Raw genomic sequence first — 15,846 nt, forward strand, 5'->3', positions numbered from 1 at the left:
TTATGTAGCTGAGTCTTGATAATGTTGTAAACGTTGCGGGTGGGTATAAATAACATGATTTTCATTTCTGGTAAAACCCACTAAAGTTAATCCGCATTCTGTAGCAAGCTGGATTGCCAGAGCTGTGGGGGCAGAAATGGCAGCCAGTAATGTAATACCGACACTGGCTGCTTTTTGAACCATTTCATAACTTGCACGGCTGGTAACCAATAACCAGCCCGCTTCAAAATTGCAGGGTGTTTTAGCGAGTCCCCCGATTAATTTATCCAGTGCATTATGGCGGCCCACATCTTCACGTACCATTATAACCCCACGTTCGGGGTCTAGCCAGCCTGCCGCATGAACCGCACCCGTTAGCTGATTCAGAGTCTGTTGTTTATGCATCGCAGCCATCGCTGTACTTAAGTGTGTTGCGTCAAGTAATAATCCCTTGCCAACAGGTTTTGGTGTGCGAATGGCTTGCTCTAATGTGCTGGCACCGCATAAGCCACAACCAGTGCGTCCGGTCATATTTCGGCCTTTACCAGGTAACTTTTCAAAACGTAGTTCTGGTATGGTTATTCTAACTTCTACACCTTTTGAGCGTTGTACCACCCTGACAGTTTGCAATTCAGCAGGGTGTTGAATAATGCCTTCTGTTAAACTGAAACCTAATGCAAAATCTTCCAAATTTAGCGGAGTAGTTAACATCACTACATGGGGTTGGTTATTGTAGACCAATACCACCGGCACTTCTTCGGCTACACAATCTTCTTTTTGGCTATGAGTTGAGCCACGCCAGTAATCGAAAGTTGCTTTTCGATAACTGCTCCAGCCCAACTCACCAAACTCGTCCATAGGTAGTTTTAGACCTTTTCTACAGCTGGAATACGGTTTTCCAATAAAGACAGCTGATTATCGCTAAAGTGTTGATATTCTTTTTGCCATTCTGACGGTTGCGCTACTTTAGCAACATGGACAGCAGTCACTTTATATTCGGGGCAGTTAGTTGCCCAGTCAGAGTTGTCAGTGGTAATGACGTTGGCACCTGAATGCGGGAAGTGGAAAGTGGTATAAACGACACCTGGTTGCATGCGCTCAGTAATTAAGGCATGCATCACTGTTTCACCCGCACGGCTTTTTACGCCAACCCAGTCGCCATCAGCAATGCCCAATACTTCGGCATCATGCGGATGAATTTCCAGTCTGTCTTCACCATGCCAAGCCACATTTTCCGTACGACGGGTTTGTGCGCCAACATTGTATTGCGACAAAATTCTACCCGTGGTCAAAATCAAAGGATATTTACTATTGGTACGCTCTGTTGTTGGGATGTATTCCGTCAACAGGAAGCGGCCTTTGCCACGCACAAATTCCTCGGTATGCATGATGGGCGTACCGTCAGGTGCGTCATCGTTACAGGGCCATTGAATACTACCCATTTCCGTGATTTTTTCATAAGTAACACCCGCAAATTGAGGTGTCAGACGGGCTATTTCCGCCATGATTTCTGAAGGATGACTATAGTTCATTGGATAACCTAGTGCATTAGATAAATCCTGTGTCACTTCCCAATCTTCTTTGCCAGCCAGCGGAGTCATTACCTTTCTGACTGGTGAAATACGGCGTTCAGCATTGGTGAATGTACCATTTTTTTCCAGAAACGAAGAACCTGGCAAAAATACATGTGCAAATTTAGCAGTTTCATTCAGGAATATATCCTGAACAACCAGACATTCCAGTTCCCGTAAGGCATGATGCACATGGTGGATATCTGGGTCTGATTGGGCGATGTCTTCACCTTGCACATACAAACCTTTAAAGCTGCCATCTATGGCGGCGGCAAACATGTTAGGGATGCGTAAGCCGGGTTCAGACTGAAGTGGTACTCCCCAAGCCGCTTCGAATTGATGGCGAGTATTGGTATCGGAAACATGACGGTAGCCAACAAATTCATGCGGGAAAGAACCCATGTCGCAAGAGCCTTGCACATTGTTCTGTCCACGCAGTGGATTGACGCCCACGCCCTCACGACCGATATTACCGGTAGCCATAGCCAGATTGGCAATACCGATAACGGTGGTTGAACCTTGGCTGTGTTCGGTAACTCCCAAGCCATAATAAATTGCACCATTTGCCGCATTAGCAAACAAACGTGCCGCACCACGCATGGATTCTGGATCTACACCTGTGATTTCTGCCATGGCTTCCGGTGAATTTTGCGGTAGCGATACAAAGGTTTTCCATTTTTGGTAAGACTCTACGTCACAGCGCTCTAATGCGAACGCCTCATCAGCCAAACCTTCGGTAACAATGACATGTGCTAAAGCAGTGACCACAGCAACATTAGTGCCGGGACGTAATTTCAAATGATAATCTGCTTTGATATGTGGACTATTGCTGACCAGATCAATGCTACGTGGATCAACTACGATTAGTTTTGCGCCTTGACGTAAACGACGTTTCATCAACGAGCCGAATACTGGATGACCATCAGTTGGGTTGGCTCCAATCACAAAAATCACATCAGACTTCATTACTGAGTCAAAGGTTTGGGTGCCCGAAGATTCACCAAAGGTGGTTTTTAAACCATAGCCAGTCGGTGAGTGACAAACCCTGGCGCAGGTATCAACATTATTATTACCAAAGCCAGCGCGGATCAGTTTTTGTACCAGATAGGTTTCTTCATTCGTGCAGCGAGATGAAGTAATACCGCCGATAGAATCACGACCGTATTTTGCCTGAATGCCTTTCAAACGATTCGCGGCGTGTAGTATCGCTTCTTCCCAGCTGACCACTTGCCAGGGATCACTGATTTTTTCCCGAATCATAGGAGTGGTAATACGATCTTTATGTGTGGCGTAACCAAAGGCAAAACGGCCTTTTACACAAGAGTGTCCATGATTTGCATAGCCGTTTTTATCCGGAACCATACGAATCAGTTGTTCACCTTTCATTTCGGCACGGAATGAACAGCCTACCCCGCAATAAGCGCAAGTGGTAATGGTGCTATGTTCTGGCTGACCATGATCAATCACTGATTTTTCCATCAGAGTGGCGGTCGGACAAGCTTGCACACAAGCTCCACAAGACACACATTCCGATTCCATGAATGGTTGATTTTGTCCTGGCGATACTTTGGATTCAAAACCACGACCATCCAAGGTGAGGGCGAAAGTACCTTGCACTTCTTCACACGCTCTTACACAGCGCGAACAGACAATACATTTTGCAGGATCAAAACTGAAATAGGGGTTGCTGGTATCTTTTTCTGAATCCAGGTGGTTATGACCCTCATAACCATAACGTACTTCGCGTAGACCGACTGCGCCCACGGTGTCTTGCAATTCGCAATCGCCATTCGCTGCACAAGTCAGGCAGTCGAGTGGATGATCGGAGATATACAGTTCTGCTATGCCTCGGCGAATATTGGCAAGTTTTTCGTTCTGGGTGCAGACTTTCATGCCTTCGGCAACTGGTGTGGTACACGAAGCAGGATAGCCTCGTGCGCCATCAATTTGTACCAGACACATACGACAGGAGCCGAAAGCATCCAGGTGATCGGTGGCGCATAACTTGGGGATGCTGATACCGGCTTCTGCGGCTGCTCGCATAACCGAAGTTCCAGCTTTAACGGTGATTTTTTGCCCGTCGATATTCAGGCTAACGGTTTCCTGAGATGCACTGGCGGGGGTTCCGTAATCTATTTCATTATTGGCTGACATAAGCTATCTCCAGGTAATTGATTAAGGTTTGGCAGGGGAAAGGCCAAAATCTTCAGGAAAATGATTCAGCGCGCTTAACACAGGAAAAGGTGTCATGCCGCCCATCGCACACAGAGAACCGAAAGTCATGGTGTCGCATAAATCCCGCAACAACACCGTGTTTTTGTCTTTTTGAATGCCAGCAACAATCCGGTCGATGACTTCCACGCCACGCGTTGATCCAATCCGGCAAGGTGTGCACTTGCCACAAGATTCTTCAACACAAAATTCCATGGCATATCGTGCCATTTCTGCCATATCAACAGTATCGTCATGTACCACAAGTCCACCGTGGCCTAATACCGAAGAAATGGCGGCAAACGCTTCATAGTCCAGTGGAGTATCAAATTGTCCTGGATGCATATAAGCGCCAAGTGGACCACCCACCTGCACCGCACGAATGGGTCGGCCACTGGCTGTGCCACCACCATATTCATACAGTAATTCACGTAAGGTCATGCCGAACGCTACTTCAAATAAACCGGGATGCTTGATATTGCCAGCCAGTTGTAAGGGCAGAGTGCCGCGTGATCGTCCCATGCCGTAATCGCGGTAATAGTCACCGCCTTTGTCCAGTATGATAGGAACCGAGGCCAGCGAGATGACATTGTTTACGATGGTTGGCTTACCAAATAAACCGACAATGGCCGGAAGCGGGGGTTTGAATCGCACTAGTCCGCGTTTGCCTTCCAAGCTTTCCAGCAGCGAAGTTTCTTCACCGCAGATATAAGCACCCGCACCACGCCGTACTTCCAAATGGAAGGTTTTCCCGCTATTTTGAATATTTTCGCCTAAATAACCGTGTTGCTTAGCGGCTTCAATGGCTTGATTAAGGGCAATACCTGCATGGGGGTATTCTACTCGCAAATAAATATAGCCTTGGGTGGCGCCCACTGCCAAGCCGGCGATTGTCATGCCTTCTATCAGCACAAATGGATCACCTTCCATAATCATACGGTCAGAAAATGTGCCGGAATCACCTTCGTCAGCATTACAGACGATGTATTTTTGATCGGCTGGTGCATTCATCACGGTATTCCATTTAATACCGGTCGGAAACGCAGCACCACCCCGTCCACGTAAGCCGGAGTCGCTGACATGTTTGACGATTTCTGCTGGTTGCATGACTAACGCATTTTTTAGGCCACGATAACCGTCGTGAGCCAAATAATCGTCCAGACTAACCGGATCAGTTAAGCCAACACGTGCAAATGTCAGGCGGTTTTGATTTTTAAAATAGGCTAATTCTTCAATATTACCCAGATACAAAGCGTGTTGTTTACCTTGTACTAATCCGCTGTCTAAAAGCGAGCCCACATCTTCTGGTTGTACTGGTCCATAAGCCACGCGTCCGGTAGGGGTTTCTACTTCCAGTAAAGGCTCTAGCCAAAATAGGCCGCGAGAACCATTACGTACAATTTCAATATCCAGATTTTTGGCGGCAGCTTGTTGTTTTACCGCATTAACCACCTGTTCAGCACCTAATGATATTGCAGTTGAGTCACGGGAAATAAATAGGCGGGTCATTATTCGGCACCTTGGTGTGTGGCTAATAGTTGATCGAATTTTTCGGGACTGACGCGTCCATAAACATCATTGTCGATAGTGATGGATGGCGAGCAAGCACAGTTTCCCAAGCAATAGACAGCTTCTAAAGAGAATTGGCCGTCTGCAGTGGTTTCGTGATAATCAATTCCTAATGTTTGTTTGGCATGATTTTCCAGTGCTTTGCTACCCATAGATTGGCAGGATTCTGCACGACAAATATGGATGGTATGCTGACCAGGAGGGGTTTCACGGAAATAATGGTAGAAAGTGATTACGCCATGTACTTCGGCTTTTGAAAGGTGCAGTGTACTGGCAATATCTGCTACAGCTTCCGTAGGAATGTAACCCAGATTATCCTGTATAGCGTGCAGAATCGGTAACAGATTTCCGGGCATGGATACATGGGCATCCAGTATCGCCAATACGGTGGGTTTTTGATCTTGATAGTCGTGCATCATCAGCTCTGTATAAAATGACGAAAAATTTAGGTAAATTCAGTAAAAAAACAATCATCGTTTACGTAAAAAATGTGCGTGCAACGATAGGCTATTTAACGGGGTTTTAGTAACGATTACCTTGGTTATTTACCTATATCAATAACGATAGGTGTTACTTCCGTTTGCTCTTAGCCTCAATTGAGTTTTAACTATGTAATCTGTTATTTAATCACGAACAAACAGCGCTTTGCAATGATAACTAACAGCTGTATGCCGCAAAATCTCTAGGGTTAATCAGAGAGTTACTGTTTTGATTACTAAAGGCGCACTAAGTTCGAAATTAAAATAACAGGAGTGATCCTATTTTAAATGAAAATCGTTTTCATTAAATAATTTTTTGATTAGTGAGATCTTTTAGGCAAAATTGCGGATATTTATTCGTTTGTTGTAGCCTACCAGTCTTTTGTGGGGTTGTGATCAAAAGCCATTAAAATTGCTAATAAACACAAAAGTTTCTATTAGTCACCCACAATAATATCGGTCAATAAAATTCGCTGAGCATCCAGGCGTAACGACAGTGTTTTGCAAAGTAAGTCCGTATCAAAATCGTGATAACGTTCTGAGGTGACAATCCGGCCGCAATCCCCTGTGCTTTCCAGAGCAATTAGCTGGAAAAAATAAGGTCGCCAAGACCAGTTAAAGCCAATTTTGCGCGGGTCAGTAAACCAGTGGTTTTCGGTAAAATTAAAGTTGGGGGAAATTTGTTTACCCTCATTGTCACACAGATAAAACCGTACAATGTTGCTTTCGCTGAAATTCCATTTCGCTAGCTCATTTAGGTTAAAATCGGCCTGTAAGGTATCTTTAAGTTTATAGATGAAAGATTTAATAGCATTTATAGCTTCAATATTTTTTTGTACCTTGCTGACGGTATTTCTAAAATATTTATTGCGTAATGAACCGATATGTTGTTCATAAAGATTAGGTGCTTTAAATTCTGCTGCCGCGGGAGAGAATAGGTAACCTTGCATAAATTGTGCGCCACAATTTAGACCAAATAAAAATTCGTTGTCCGATTCCACGCCTTCACAAATGATCTGACAACCGGTACGTTTGCCCAGTCGGGTAAGCATGTGCACAATATCGCTGGCAATACCACCTTTGCTGGCTTTTTTAAACAACTGCATATCAATTTTAATGATATCAGGATGGATGGCCAGAACCCGTTCCAGTTGGGATGAGCCAGAGCCAAAGTCGTCTAAAGCGACTCGCAAACCTTGTTGCCGATAACGTTTGACAATTTCACGCAGTTTATTGATGTCTGCATGTGCTTCAGTAATTTCCAGAATAATGCGTTGCCGGTCTATATTCAGTTCGTCCAGCATCTTTAATGTTGGTAAGGCATTTAATTGTCTGAGATTGTTGATCCAGGCTGCAGAAATATTAATGGCTAAATAGGTGCTGTTATCAATTTCAGAAAATTTTTGCAGTGCCAGTCGGCGTAATTTGCGATCGAGCTCTAAACGTTGTTTGGTGTCCAGTTTGGGGGAGGCAAATAAATGACCCGCTGATACAACTCTGCCTTGTTTATCATATTGTCTAGCTAAAGCTTCATATCCGATGATGCGACCACTGGCAACACTGACTATAGGTTGGAAATACGGGAATAATTCAAATTTTTCATCCATACCGATTCGATTCTCTTAGGGCGGGTTGACAGAAATGCTCAAATAGCTGAGGAGAGTTAGGCAAGTGAGTCTGTCCAGTCAGGTTGAAACGCATACTTCTAACTTTTACTTAATATTAGCAGTTTACCGCTAGCATGTTAGCTTGGGAAGGCAAGTTCCCTATATTCTGCAAACCGACTAGTTTAGCGTAAACAGCCTGTTTTCGATAGTCGCATAGATAGAGTGGATTCAAAAGTGAAGTACAACACTTCGATATTAATGAATTACAGTTGAGAGTTGTGGGCTGTTTAACGCATTTCTAATACACAGTTAAAGGGTCCCGTCTTCTAAGACCCTTTATTGGTCGCGTGTTAAGGGGATTAGTGCCATCAATTTAAGATAATCTGCGAAAGTAAACCAAAGCCTAAAAGCCGGAGGTATGCTGATACAGTGCAAATTGGCAGTGAGCTTAATAATTAAACGCGGCAACCTCTATATCCACCAGATAACTTTGTTTTCTAGCTAAATACTCTTCCACAAATACTCGCATAGGCTCAGCTTCATAATCGCGCAGCCCGCTGACTGTCAATTTTTTAAAGCCAGTACCCACTACCTTGGTACCCGACTTAATTTGAAAGTGTAAAAAAGCCGTGGCACGTTTACCATTTACTTCCATGGTGGGATCCAGCATTTCCAGGCTAGGTTGTTCGAAATCAACCGTTTGTAAGTTAAGTGTCATGCTTTCATAGATAACCAGTGGTCTATCAATATTGAACATGACATTTTCTTTGGCAAGCAAGGGCACTAGCACATAGGGAAAATTTTGACCTGAAAACGCCACATAATCACGAATCAGGGTTTCAATCAAGGCCTGGCTACGGGTAAGTTGTCCAGAACGGGTTATCTGTAAATAAGTTTTACCTTGCTGGTCAGTCACATCAATGTGTTCAGCATCTGTAGTGGGAAAATTTAATAAAACCGCATGACCAACCATACCGGAAAAAATAAAATGCATGTTTTGACTAAGGCCGTATTTTTCCAAAACCAACGAAAATAGCAGGTCTCCAGGCACACAAAAGCGTTTATTATCAACGTCATGTAAGGGGTTGAAATCATGCGCAACTTCTTTGGCAAATATACTGGCTTGTTCGGCAGTTATACAAACACAGTTGTCCTGAACATCGTAATATTCTTTTAGAAACATATTTTTTATTCTTATTTTTTAATAACGTAAAATAGAAGGGTCGCAAGTAACAGACCATGCATCAATTCCGCCTTGTAAATTATAAAGCTGACTAAAGCCAGCTTGCTCAAGAAATAGGCAAGCCTGCAGACTACGTACCCCGTGATGACAAATTACCACAATGGCTTGTTCCTTGGGTAAAGAATCGCTGCTCTGTGGCAAAGTACCCAAAGGCATTAATATACTGTCTTGAATATGGGCATAAGCATACTCATGTGGCTCTCGCACATCCAGCAGTAGCAAGGGTTGGTTTTCGGTCAAACTAAGTTGTAGTTGTTGTGGTGACCATTGGTTTATCGACATATAAAACGTTCCAATCTGGTTATAGCGGTTGTCATTCTAGGGATAGATGCGGTATACGCAAACCGAATATGTTTTTCGGGTTGATTGTAGCCAAAATCTTTGCCGGGTGTAACAGCCACGCCTTCAACTTCCAATAAATCTTTGGCAAATTGAAAGCTATCGTTGGTAAAAGCACTGCAATCGGCATACACATAAAAAGCGCCTTCGGGTTTACAGGGTATTCTAAACCCCAAACGCAATAAATTTTCGTATAAAAAATCTCTACGTAATTTTAATTCATCACGGCGGCTAAACAATTCCTGCAAATTTTCGCTGGAAAACGCTGCTAAAGCAGCATATTGAGAATGTGTCGGAGTGGCTATAAAAATATTTTGCGCTAATTTTTCTGCAACATTGATAAAGGCTTCTGGTACCACTAGCCAGCCAATGCGCCAGCCTGTCATGCCAAAAAATTTGGAAAAACTATTGATAACAAAAGCGTCATCGCTATATGCCAGCGCAGTTTGCGCTTGATCCCCATATACTAGGCCATGATAGATTTCATCTGAATAAAAACAGCCACCCAAAGTGTCAACCTGTTGTATAGCCGTTTGCAACCCGGCATTTCCAATCAGTGTGCCAGTAGGATTGGACGGTGATGCAATCAACACACCTTTGGTGCTTTTGCGCCAATGTTTGTTGATTAATTCAGCATTCAGTTGATAATCCGTATCAGCCCCCACTGGCACAAATTGCGTTTCTGCATCAAAAAGGCGGACAAAATTATCGTTGCAAGGGTAGCACGGGTCGGCCATTAATACACTGTTTCCTGGATTCAGGCTGATGCCAAAAGCCAGTAGAAAAGCGCCAGATGCGCCCGGAGTAACGATTACGCGGCGTGGGTCTAGGTTGACAGCGTATTGTTGTTGATAAAATTTGGCAATAGCCGTGCGTAATGTGGGTAGACCTGCCGCAGCAGTATATTTAATTTCTCCCGTGTTCAGGCAGTCTTTTCCTGCCGCCAAAACCGCGCTGGGTGTGGTGAAGTCGGGTTCACCAATTTCCATATGAATAATATCACGCCCCTGTTGTTCCAATTGTTGGGCGCGTTGCAGTAACTCCATGACATAAAAGGGAGTTATGCCTTGCATTCTATGTGCAATATGTGGATGCATAGCTGAAAGTGGTTATTGAAAACCGAGTCATAATAACAAACTTCTTGCTTGTCCCTCGGCATTCTGTTAAAAAGCCCCGTTTTTTAAAGTTGACCAGGAGTCAAGGGATGAATAGTTCCACGTCAGAATATATCTTCAAACCTTACGTCGAAAAGGAAGGTGAAGAATACATGAATGAAGCGCAATTACAGCACTTCATAAACATACTCAATAAATGGAAATCTGAATTAATGCAGGAAGTGGATCGTACGGTGCATCACATGCAAGATGAAGCCGCTAACTTTCCAGATCCAAATGACAGAGCCACGCAGGAGTCTGAGTTTAGCCTGGAATTGCGTACCCGTGATCGTGAACGTAGACTGATCAAGAAAATTGATGAATCGCTTAGAGACATTGAATCTGGCGATTACGGTTATTGCGAAACCTGTGGTATTGAAATTGGTATTCGTCGTTTAGAAGCGCGTCCTACTGCAACCTTATGCATAGACTGTAAAACCCTGGATGAAATCAGGGAAAAACAATTGGGCTAATCCTGACTGATTGCGTCTTACCCTATATCGGTCGGTTTGCTCCATCGCCTACCGGTCCGCTGCATCTAGGGTCGTTGTATACTGCGCTAGCCAGCTATCTGGATGCCCGTTGGCATAACGGTTACTGGCTGCTACGCATTGATGATCTGGATACACCACGCAACAGGCCAGGAGCTGTTTCAGCCATACTGGCCTGTTTAGAGGCTTTTGGCTTGTATTGGGATGGTGAAATCTATTATCAAAGCCAACATATTCAGGCATATGATGATGCCCTTGCCGTATTACAAGCTCAAAAACAAATCTATGGCTGTGTGTGCAGTCGTAAAATACTTGATCAATATCCGGGTGTTTATCCTGGTTTTTGCCGCGATGCACCACCTTGTGCGCGCCAACAGGCGCTACGAGTTAAAACCCAGTCGCATTTGATAGCATTTACAGATGCATTACAAGGCCCAATTGCTGAAAATTTAGCTATTCAGCACGGTGATTTTGTCGTTAAGCGTAAGGATGACATTGTTGCTTACCAATTAGCAGTCGTGGTGGATGATCATGCTCAACGGATTAATCATGTGGTACGCGGTTTTGATTTACTGAGCTCAACCCCTAAGCAATGGTTTCTGCAAAATTTGTTAAACTATCATCATCCAGAATACATGCATGTGCCAGTTATTGTTGATACCCACGGTCAAAAACTTAGCAAGCAAAGCTATGCAACTGCTATAAATTTTCTAAATCCTGGTCCTGTTTTATGGCGATTATTGGCATTACTGGGTCAAAATCCACCCGTCCAGTTGGATCAAGCAAGTGTTGCGGAACTACTGGAGTGGGCTGTCGAACATTGGCAACCCCAAAATTTAAAAAAAATAAGTGCAATTCAGGACACAATTGAGTAACTTAATTCAAAACTATAGTTAAGGACAAGCCCATGGCAGATCATCACCTTTATCCCGTTAAACCTGAAATTGCCAAAACCGCGCACATTAATGCCGAAAGCTATCAGCGTCTTTACCAACAATCTATCAATGAACCTGAAGTGTTTTGGGCAGAACAGGCAAAGGTTTTTCTGGATTGGCAACAGCCTTGGCAGCAGGTTAGGCAATACGACTATCCAAAAGGCGAAATACAATGGTTTAGTGGCGGGAAACTGAATGTCAGTGTCAATTGCCTGGACAGACATTTGGCCGAGCGTGGCGAGCAAACTGCCATTATTTGGGAGGGCGATGATCCAGCCCATCATCAGCATATTAGCTACAGAGAATTACATCTTCAGGTTTGTAAATTTGCAAATGTACTTAAAAGCTACGGTGTAAAAAAAGGCGATAGGGTGTGTATCTATCTGCCCATGATTAGCGAAGCGGCGGTGGTGATCTTAGCCTGTGCTCGTATTGGTGCGGTACATTCCATTGTGTTTGGCGGTTTTTCCGCTGATGCGTTGCGTGATCGGATACTTGATGCCGACTGCCAGCATTTAGTCTGTGCTGACGAAAGTTATCGTGGTGGCAAACTGGTGCATTCTAAATTGAATGTCGATAAAGCTGCCCAGCAATGTCCTAATTTACACACTGTTATCGTTATAAAACATACCGGACACAACATACCTTGGGTTGAGGGAAGAGACGTTTGTTACCATACTGCCATGCAACAGGCAGATGCTGAATGTCCTGCGGAAATGATGGATGCTGAAGATCCACTGTTTATTCTTTACACCTCCGGTTCTACCGGTATGCCCAAAGGTGTGTTACACACTACCGGTGGATATTTACTGTTTGCCGCCATGACGCATAAATACATTTTTGATTACCAAGATGGTGATATTTATTGGTGTACGGCTGATATAGGCTGGGTAACCGGTCATTCTTATGTGTTATACGGTCCGTTGTGTAATGGTGCCACCACGCTGATGTTTGAAGGGGTGCCGACTTTTCCTGCTGCCGATCGATTCTGGCAAGTGATAGACAAGCATCAAGTCAATATTTTTTATACGGCCCCTACCGCCATCCGCGCCTTAATGGCGCAAGGTGATGATTTTGTAACCCGTACCAGTCGCAGTTCTTTACGTATTTTAGGTAGTGTAGGCGAACCCATTAATCCAGAGGCATGGGAATGGTATTACCATGTGGTGGGCGAAGCCCGCTGCCCAATTGTCGATACTTGGTGGCAAACCGAAACCGGCGGTATTTTGATTACACCATTACCCGGTGCTACTGACTTAAAACCAGGCTCTGCCACACTGCCGTTCTTTGGTGTACAACCAGCGATATTAGATGCAGATGGTCAGGTGTTGGAAGGAGAAGCCGAAGGCATACTGGTAATGTGCGCGCCCTGGCCAGGGCAAGCCAGAACCGTTTATGGGGACCACGCGCGCTTTGTCGATACCTATTTTGCCAGATTTCCCGGCTATTACTTGGCTGGAGATGGAGCGCGTCGCGACGCCGATGGCTATTACTGGATTACTGGGCGTATTGATGATGTATTAAACGTATCCGGTCACCGTTTAGGCACTGCTGAAATTGAAAGCGCCCTTGTCATGCATGAGCTGGTTGCAGAAGCTGCGGTGGTAGGTTTTCCACATCCAATCAAAGGGCAGGGCATCTATGCTTATGTGACCTTGAATGTGGGGGTTGAAGGTAGTGATGTGCTTAAAAAAGCCTTGGCAAACTTGGTGAAAGAAGAAGTGAGTGCCATTGCCTTACCCGATATTATCCAATGGGCTCCGGGTTTACCTAAAACCCGTTCCGGTAAAATCATGCGACGTATTTTACGCAAAATTGCTGCGAATGAATTTGAAAATCTGGGTGATATTTCCACATTGGCTGATCCCGGTGTGGTTGAGGAGATTATCGCTCACCGCCTGCATTTATAGGTTGTGTTAATCAAGCTGGCATATGCGGGGGTAGTTTTAATCTGGACTACTACGCCATTGGCGATTAAATGGACTGGCGAAGGCATAAACTATGTACTGGGAGCTACCGCCCGCATGAGTATCGGCTGTTTGTGCCTGTTGTTGGTCATGTTGCTGATTCGTCAGCCCCTGGTGTTTCATCGTAAGGCCAGACAGACCTATTTGGCCGCTTCTGCACATCTATATCTAGGTTTGCTGGTCACTTACTGGTCGGCACAATATTTGCCCTCTGGTTGGATGTCGGTCATCTTTGGTCTAAATCCGTTTTTAACTGCCATTCTGGCTGCAATTTTTCTGAAAGAAGCGAGTCTGGGCTGGCGAAAAGTGTCGTCATATCTGCTGGGTGTCGCCGGATTGGTGGTGATGTTTATGTCAGCACTGGATTTAAGCCAACAGGCTTTGTTGGGTATGCTGGGCGTTTTGCTGGCTACTTTCCTGCAAGGTGGTAGTGCGGTTTGGGTAAAGCGTATCAATGCAGGCTTAAGTCCATTACAACTATTAACAGGCGGATTATTCTATTCTCTACCCATGTATGTCTTAACCTGGTATGTGCTGACCGATGCGCAACTGCCCGCCGTTATCCCTTCTGATAAAACCCTGTATGCCATTTTATATCTGGGTATTATTGCCACTACGCTAGGTTTTACCTGGTACTACTACATCCTAAAACATTTACCTGCCACTCAGGTTGCCATGTTAAGCCTGATGACGCCTTTATTATCCTTGTTGTTGGGTCATACCATTAATCACGAACCACTCAGTTTGAAAGTAGCCTTGGGAACTGGATTAATTTTGACTGCACTGCTGTTGAATCAATTGGCAGAACGGCGGCAAAAAACCATATAGAGTACATAAATTATTCATATTAGTGCAGTAAACTGACTCAATTTGCATAAGTGTATTGGATGCGCCTCACGAGCATTCGGTACTTCTTGTAACTTTATGATAGTTAAAAGATATTACGCTTCTAGCTGCATTTAATCATAAAACCTAATTACCACGTAACCACATCTGGAGTAAAAATTTATGTCTACATTATTTAGCCCGCTAAAACTAGGGGCATTGACTGTTCCAAATCGAATTTTTATGGCACCGCTAACCCGTTGCCGTGCAGATGCCGAACATAATCCCACCCCGTTAATGGCCGAATATTATGCACAACGTGCTAGTGCTGGATTAATCATTGCTGAGGCCACTATGGCTATGCAAGGCAACTCGTCATTCTGGATGGTGCCGGGTATCTACTCTGAGGTACAAATAGAAGGCTGGCGGCTAACTACCGATGCAGTACATGCAGCAGGCGGTAAAATTTTTCTGCAAATCTGGCACGGTGGTCGTGCTTGTCATCCTTTGCTGAATAACGGTGCGCAACCTGTCGCCCCTAGTGCTTTGAGAATTGAAAATGATGAAGTGCATACCCCAGAGGGTAAAAAACCTTATGTGGTCCCGCGCGAACTGGCAGATGAAGAATTGCCCGGCATCGTAGCAGGTTTTAAACAAGCAGCAATAAATGCAAAAGCTGCGGGTTTTGATGGTGTGGAAGTTCATGGTGCCAACGGTTATCTACTAGATGAATTTTTACGCGACGGTGCTAATACACGCAATGGCCCTTATGGTGGCAGCATCGAAAATCGGGCGCGCTTGCTGTTGGAAGTGATCACCGCAGTCAGCGAAGTGTGGGGTGCTGATAAAGTGGGTGTGCGTATTTCGCCATTAAATAGCTATAACTTCATGATAGATAGCGACCCAGTCGCATTGTCCACTTGGTTGGCAGAGCGCTTAAATGCGTTTAATCTGGCTTATCTGCATGTCATGCGCGGCGACTTTTTTAGCATGCAAACTGGCGATGTAATGACACCCATACGAGCACATTACCATGGTGTGTTGGTTGCCAATATGGGTTATAGTCCAGAAGAGGCAGAACAAGCCATAGCCGATGGTAAAGTGGATGCAGTGGCTTTCGGTAACAGCTTTCTGGCCAATCCTGATTTGCCTGCCCGTATCAAGGCAGGGGCGGCGTTGAATCAGCCTGATCCGGCCAAATATTATTCGCCGGGGGCTGAGGGGTATACGGATTATCCTGTGTTGATGCCGTAAACAGTTTACACAAAATTAATACGATTTCATCGCACATTCTATTTGTGGTCAGTTCGTTCTACACATGAATCCAATGTGCGATTTGACGTGTTTCTAATTACTAATAGTGGTTGGTAGGGTATTTATGCGCTAGCATCTATAATTCTTACGCAATGTTTAAGGTATTGTTTTAATTTTAAGTTTTTTCTAGGTTTATGGATTAGATTAAGAAACTAGGCAACT

13 protein-coding genes are annotated in these 15,846 nt (G+C 44.5%); 5 read left to right on the forward strand and 8 right to left on the reverse strand.

Translation table 11 applies throughout. The features are described 5' to 3' along the window. From fdhD to ABH008_RS07485, 8 genes are all read right to left on the reverse strand, one after another. On the reverse strand, positions 1–837 hold the full coding sequence (gene fdhD, locus ABH008_RS07450) for a formate dehydrogenase accessory sulfurtransferase FdhD (RefSeq protein ID WP_347989223.1): 837 nt from the start codon (positions 835–837) through the stop codon (positions 1–3). Between the two features lie 8 nt (positions 838–845). Next, entirely contained in the window at positions 846–3,704 is a 2,859-nt protein-coding gene (gene fdhF / locus ABH008_RS07455) for a formate dehydrogenase subunit alpha (RefSeq protein ID WP_347989224.1), read from the reverse strand. 21 nt (positions 3,705–3,725) lie between these two features. Beyond that, the gene (locus tag ABH008_RS07460) at positions 3,726–5,270 is read right to left on the reverse strand and encodes an NADH-quinone oxidoreductase subunit NuoF (protein WP_347989225.1); all 1,545 of its coding nucleotides are present in this window, start codon (positions 5,268–5,270) and stop codon (positions 3,726–3,728) included. Beyond that, positions 5,270–5,746, reverse strand: a complete 477-nt coding sequence (locus ABH008_RS07465) for a formate dehydrogenase subunit gamma (RefSeq protein WP_347989958.1) — start codon at positions 5,744–5,746, stop codon at positions 5,270–5,272. Before ABH008_RS07465 ends, ABH008_RS07460 begins: the two co-directional genes overlap by 1 nt. 500 nt (positions 5,747–6,246) lie before the next feature. Further along, on the reverse strand, positions 6,247–7,416 hold the full coding sequence (locus ABH008_RS07470) for an EAL domain-containing protein (RefSeq protein ID WP_347989226.1): 1,170 nt from the start codon (positions 7,414–7,416) through the stop codon (positions 6,247–6,249). A gap of 448 nt (positions 7,417–7,864) precedes the next feature. Then, the gene (locus ABH008_RS07475; RefSeq protein ID WP_347989227.1) at positions 7,865–8,599 is read right to left on the reverse strand and encodes a DUF3581 domain-containing protein; all 735 of its coding nucleotides are present in this window, start codon (positions 8,597–8,599) and stop codon (positions 7,865–7,867) included. 18 nt (positions 8,600–8,617) lie between these two features. Beyond that, a complete protein-coding gene (locus ABH008_RS07480) occupies positions 8,618–8,941 on the reverse strand; it encodes a rhodanese-like domain-containing protein (protein WP_347989228.1) in 324 nt (107 codons plus the stop codon). Beyond that, positions 8,932–10,095, reverse strand: coding sequence for a pyridoxal phosphate-dependent aminotransferase (locus ABH008_RS07485; RefSeq protein WP_347989229.1), 1,164 nt, complete (start codon positions 10,093–10,095; stop codon positions 8,932–8,934). The genes ABH008_RS07480 and ABH008_RS07485 overlap by 10 nt, the downstream gene beginning before the upstream one ends. Positions 10,096–10,202: 107 nt before the next feature. Here ABH008_RS07485 and dksA point away from each other — a divergent pair, with 107 nt between their 5' ends. The 5 genes from dksA (at position 10,203) to ABH008_RS07510 (ending at position 15,624) form a co-directional block, all read left to right on the forward strand. Next, positions 10,203–10,625 carry an RNA polymerase-binding protein DksA gene (gene dksA / locus ABH008_RS07490; RefSeq protein WP_347989230.1) on the forward strand — a complete coding sequence of 141 codons (423 nt, stop codon included), beginning with the start codon at positions 10,203–10,205 and terminating at the stop codon, positions 10,623–10,625. A gap of 26 nt (positions 10,626–10,651) precedes the next feature. After that, positions 10,652–11,518, forward strand: a complete 867-nt coding sequence (gene gluQRS, locus ABH008_RS07495; protein ID WP_347989959.1) for a tRNA glutamyl-Q(34) synthetase GluQRS — start codon at positions 10,652–10,654, stop codon at positions 11,516–11,518. Positions 11,519–11,550: 32 nt separating this feature from the next. Then, positions 11,551–13,488, forward strand: coding sequence for an acetate--CoA ligase (gene acs, locus ABH008_RS07500; RefSeq protein WP_347989231.1), 1,938 nt, complete (start codon positions 11,551–11,553; stop codon positions 13,486–13,488). A 3-nt stretch (positions 13,489–13,491) separates the two neighbouring features. Then, positions 13,492–14,373, forward strand: a complete 882-nt coding sequence (locus ABH008_RS07505; protein ID WP_347989232.1) for a DMT family transporter — start codon at positions 13,492–13,494, stop codon at positions 14,371–14,373. 180 nt (positions 14,374–14,553) lie between these two features. Beyond that, on the forward strand, positions 14,554–15,624 hold the full coding sequence (locus ABH008_RS07510; protein WP_347989233.1) for an alkene reductase: 1,071 nt from the start codon (positions 14,554–14,556) through the stop codon (positions 15,622–15,624). The last annotated feature ends 222 nt before the right edge of the window (positions 15,625–15,846 follow it).

The sequence above is a fragment of the Methylomonas sp. AM2-LC genome, from assembly GCF_039904985.1.
Taxonomy (GTDB): domain Bacteria; phylum Pseudomonadota; class Gammaproteobacteria; order Methylococcales; family Methylomonadaceae; genus Methylomonas.

What these genes read in the sequence shown, in the direction of transcription:
- fdhD (WP_347989223.1), bottom strand. Translation starts at nt 837, where the DNA reads ATGGACGAGTTTGGTGAGTTGGGCTGGAGCAGTTATCGAAAAGCAACT.
- fdhF (WP_347989224.1), bottom strand. Translation starts at nt 3,704, where the DNA reads ATGTCAGCCAATAATGAAATAGATTACGGAACCCCCGCCAGTGCATCT.
- ABH008_RS07460 (WP_347989225.1), bottom strand. Translation starts at nt 5,270, where the DNA reads ATGACCCGCCTATTTATTTCCCGTGACTCAACTGCAATATCATTAGGT.
- ABH008_RS07465 (WP_347989958.1), bottom strand. Translation starts at nt 5,746, where the DNA reads ATGCACGACTATCAAGATCAAAAACCCACCGTATTGGCGATACTGGAT.
- ABH008_RS07470 (WP_347989226.1), bottom strand. Translation starts at nt 7,416, where the DNA reads ATGGATGAAAAATTTGAATTATTCCCGTATTTCCAACCTATAGTCAGT.
- ABH008_RS07475 (WP_347989227.1), bottom strand. Translation starts at nt 8,599, where the DNA reads ATGTTTCTAAAAGAATATTACGATGTTCAGGACAACTGTGTTTGTATA.
- ABH008_RS07480 (WP_347989228.1), bottom strand. Translation starts at nt 8,941, where the DNA reads ATGTCGATAAACCAATGGTCACCACAACAACTACAACTTAGTTTGACC.
- ABH008_RS07485 (WP_347989229.1), bottom strand. Translation starts at nt 10,095, where the DNA reads ATGCATCCACATATTGCACATAGAATGCAAGGCATAACTCCCTTTTAT.
- dksA (WP_347989230.1), top strand. Translation starts at nt 10,203, where the DNA reads ATGAATAGTTCCACGTCAGAATATATCTTCAAACCTTACGTCGAAAAG.
- acs (WP_347989231.1), top strand. Translation starts at nt 11,551, where the DNA reads ATGGCAGATCATCACCTTTATCCCGTTAAACCTGAAATTGCCAAAACC.
- ABH008_RS07510 (WP_347989233.1), top strand. Translation starts at nt 14,554, where the DNA reads ATGTCTACATTATTTAGCCCGCTAAAACTAGGGGCATTGACTGTTCCA.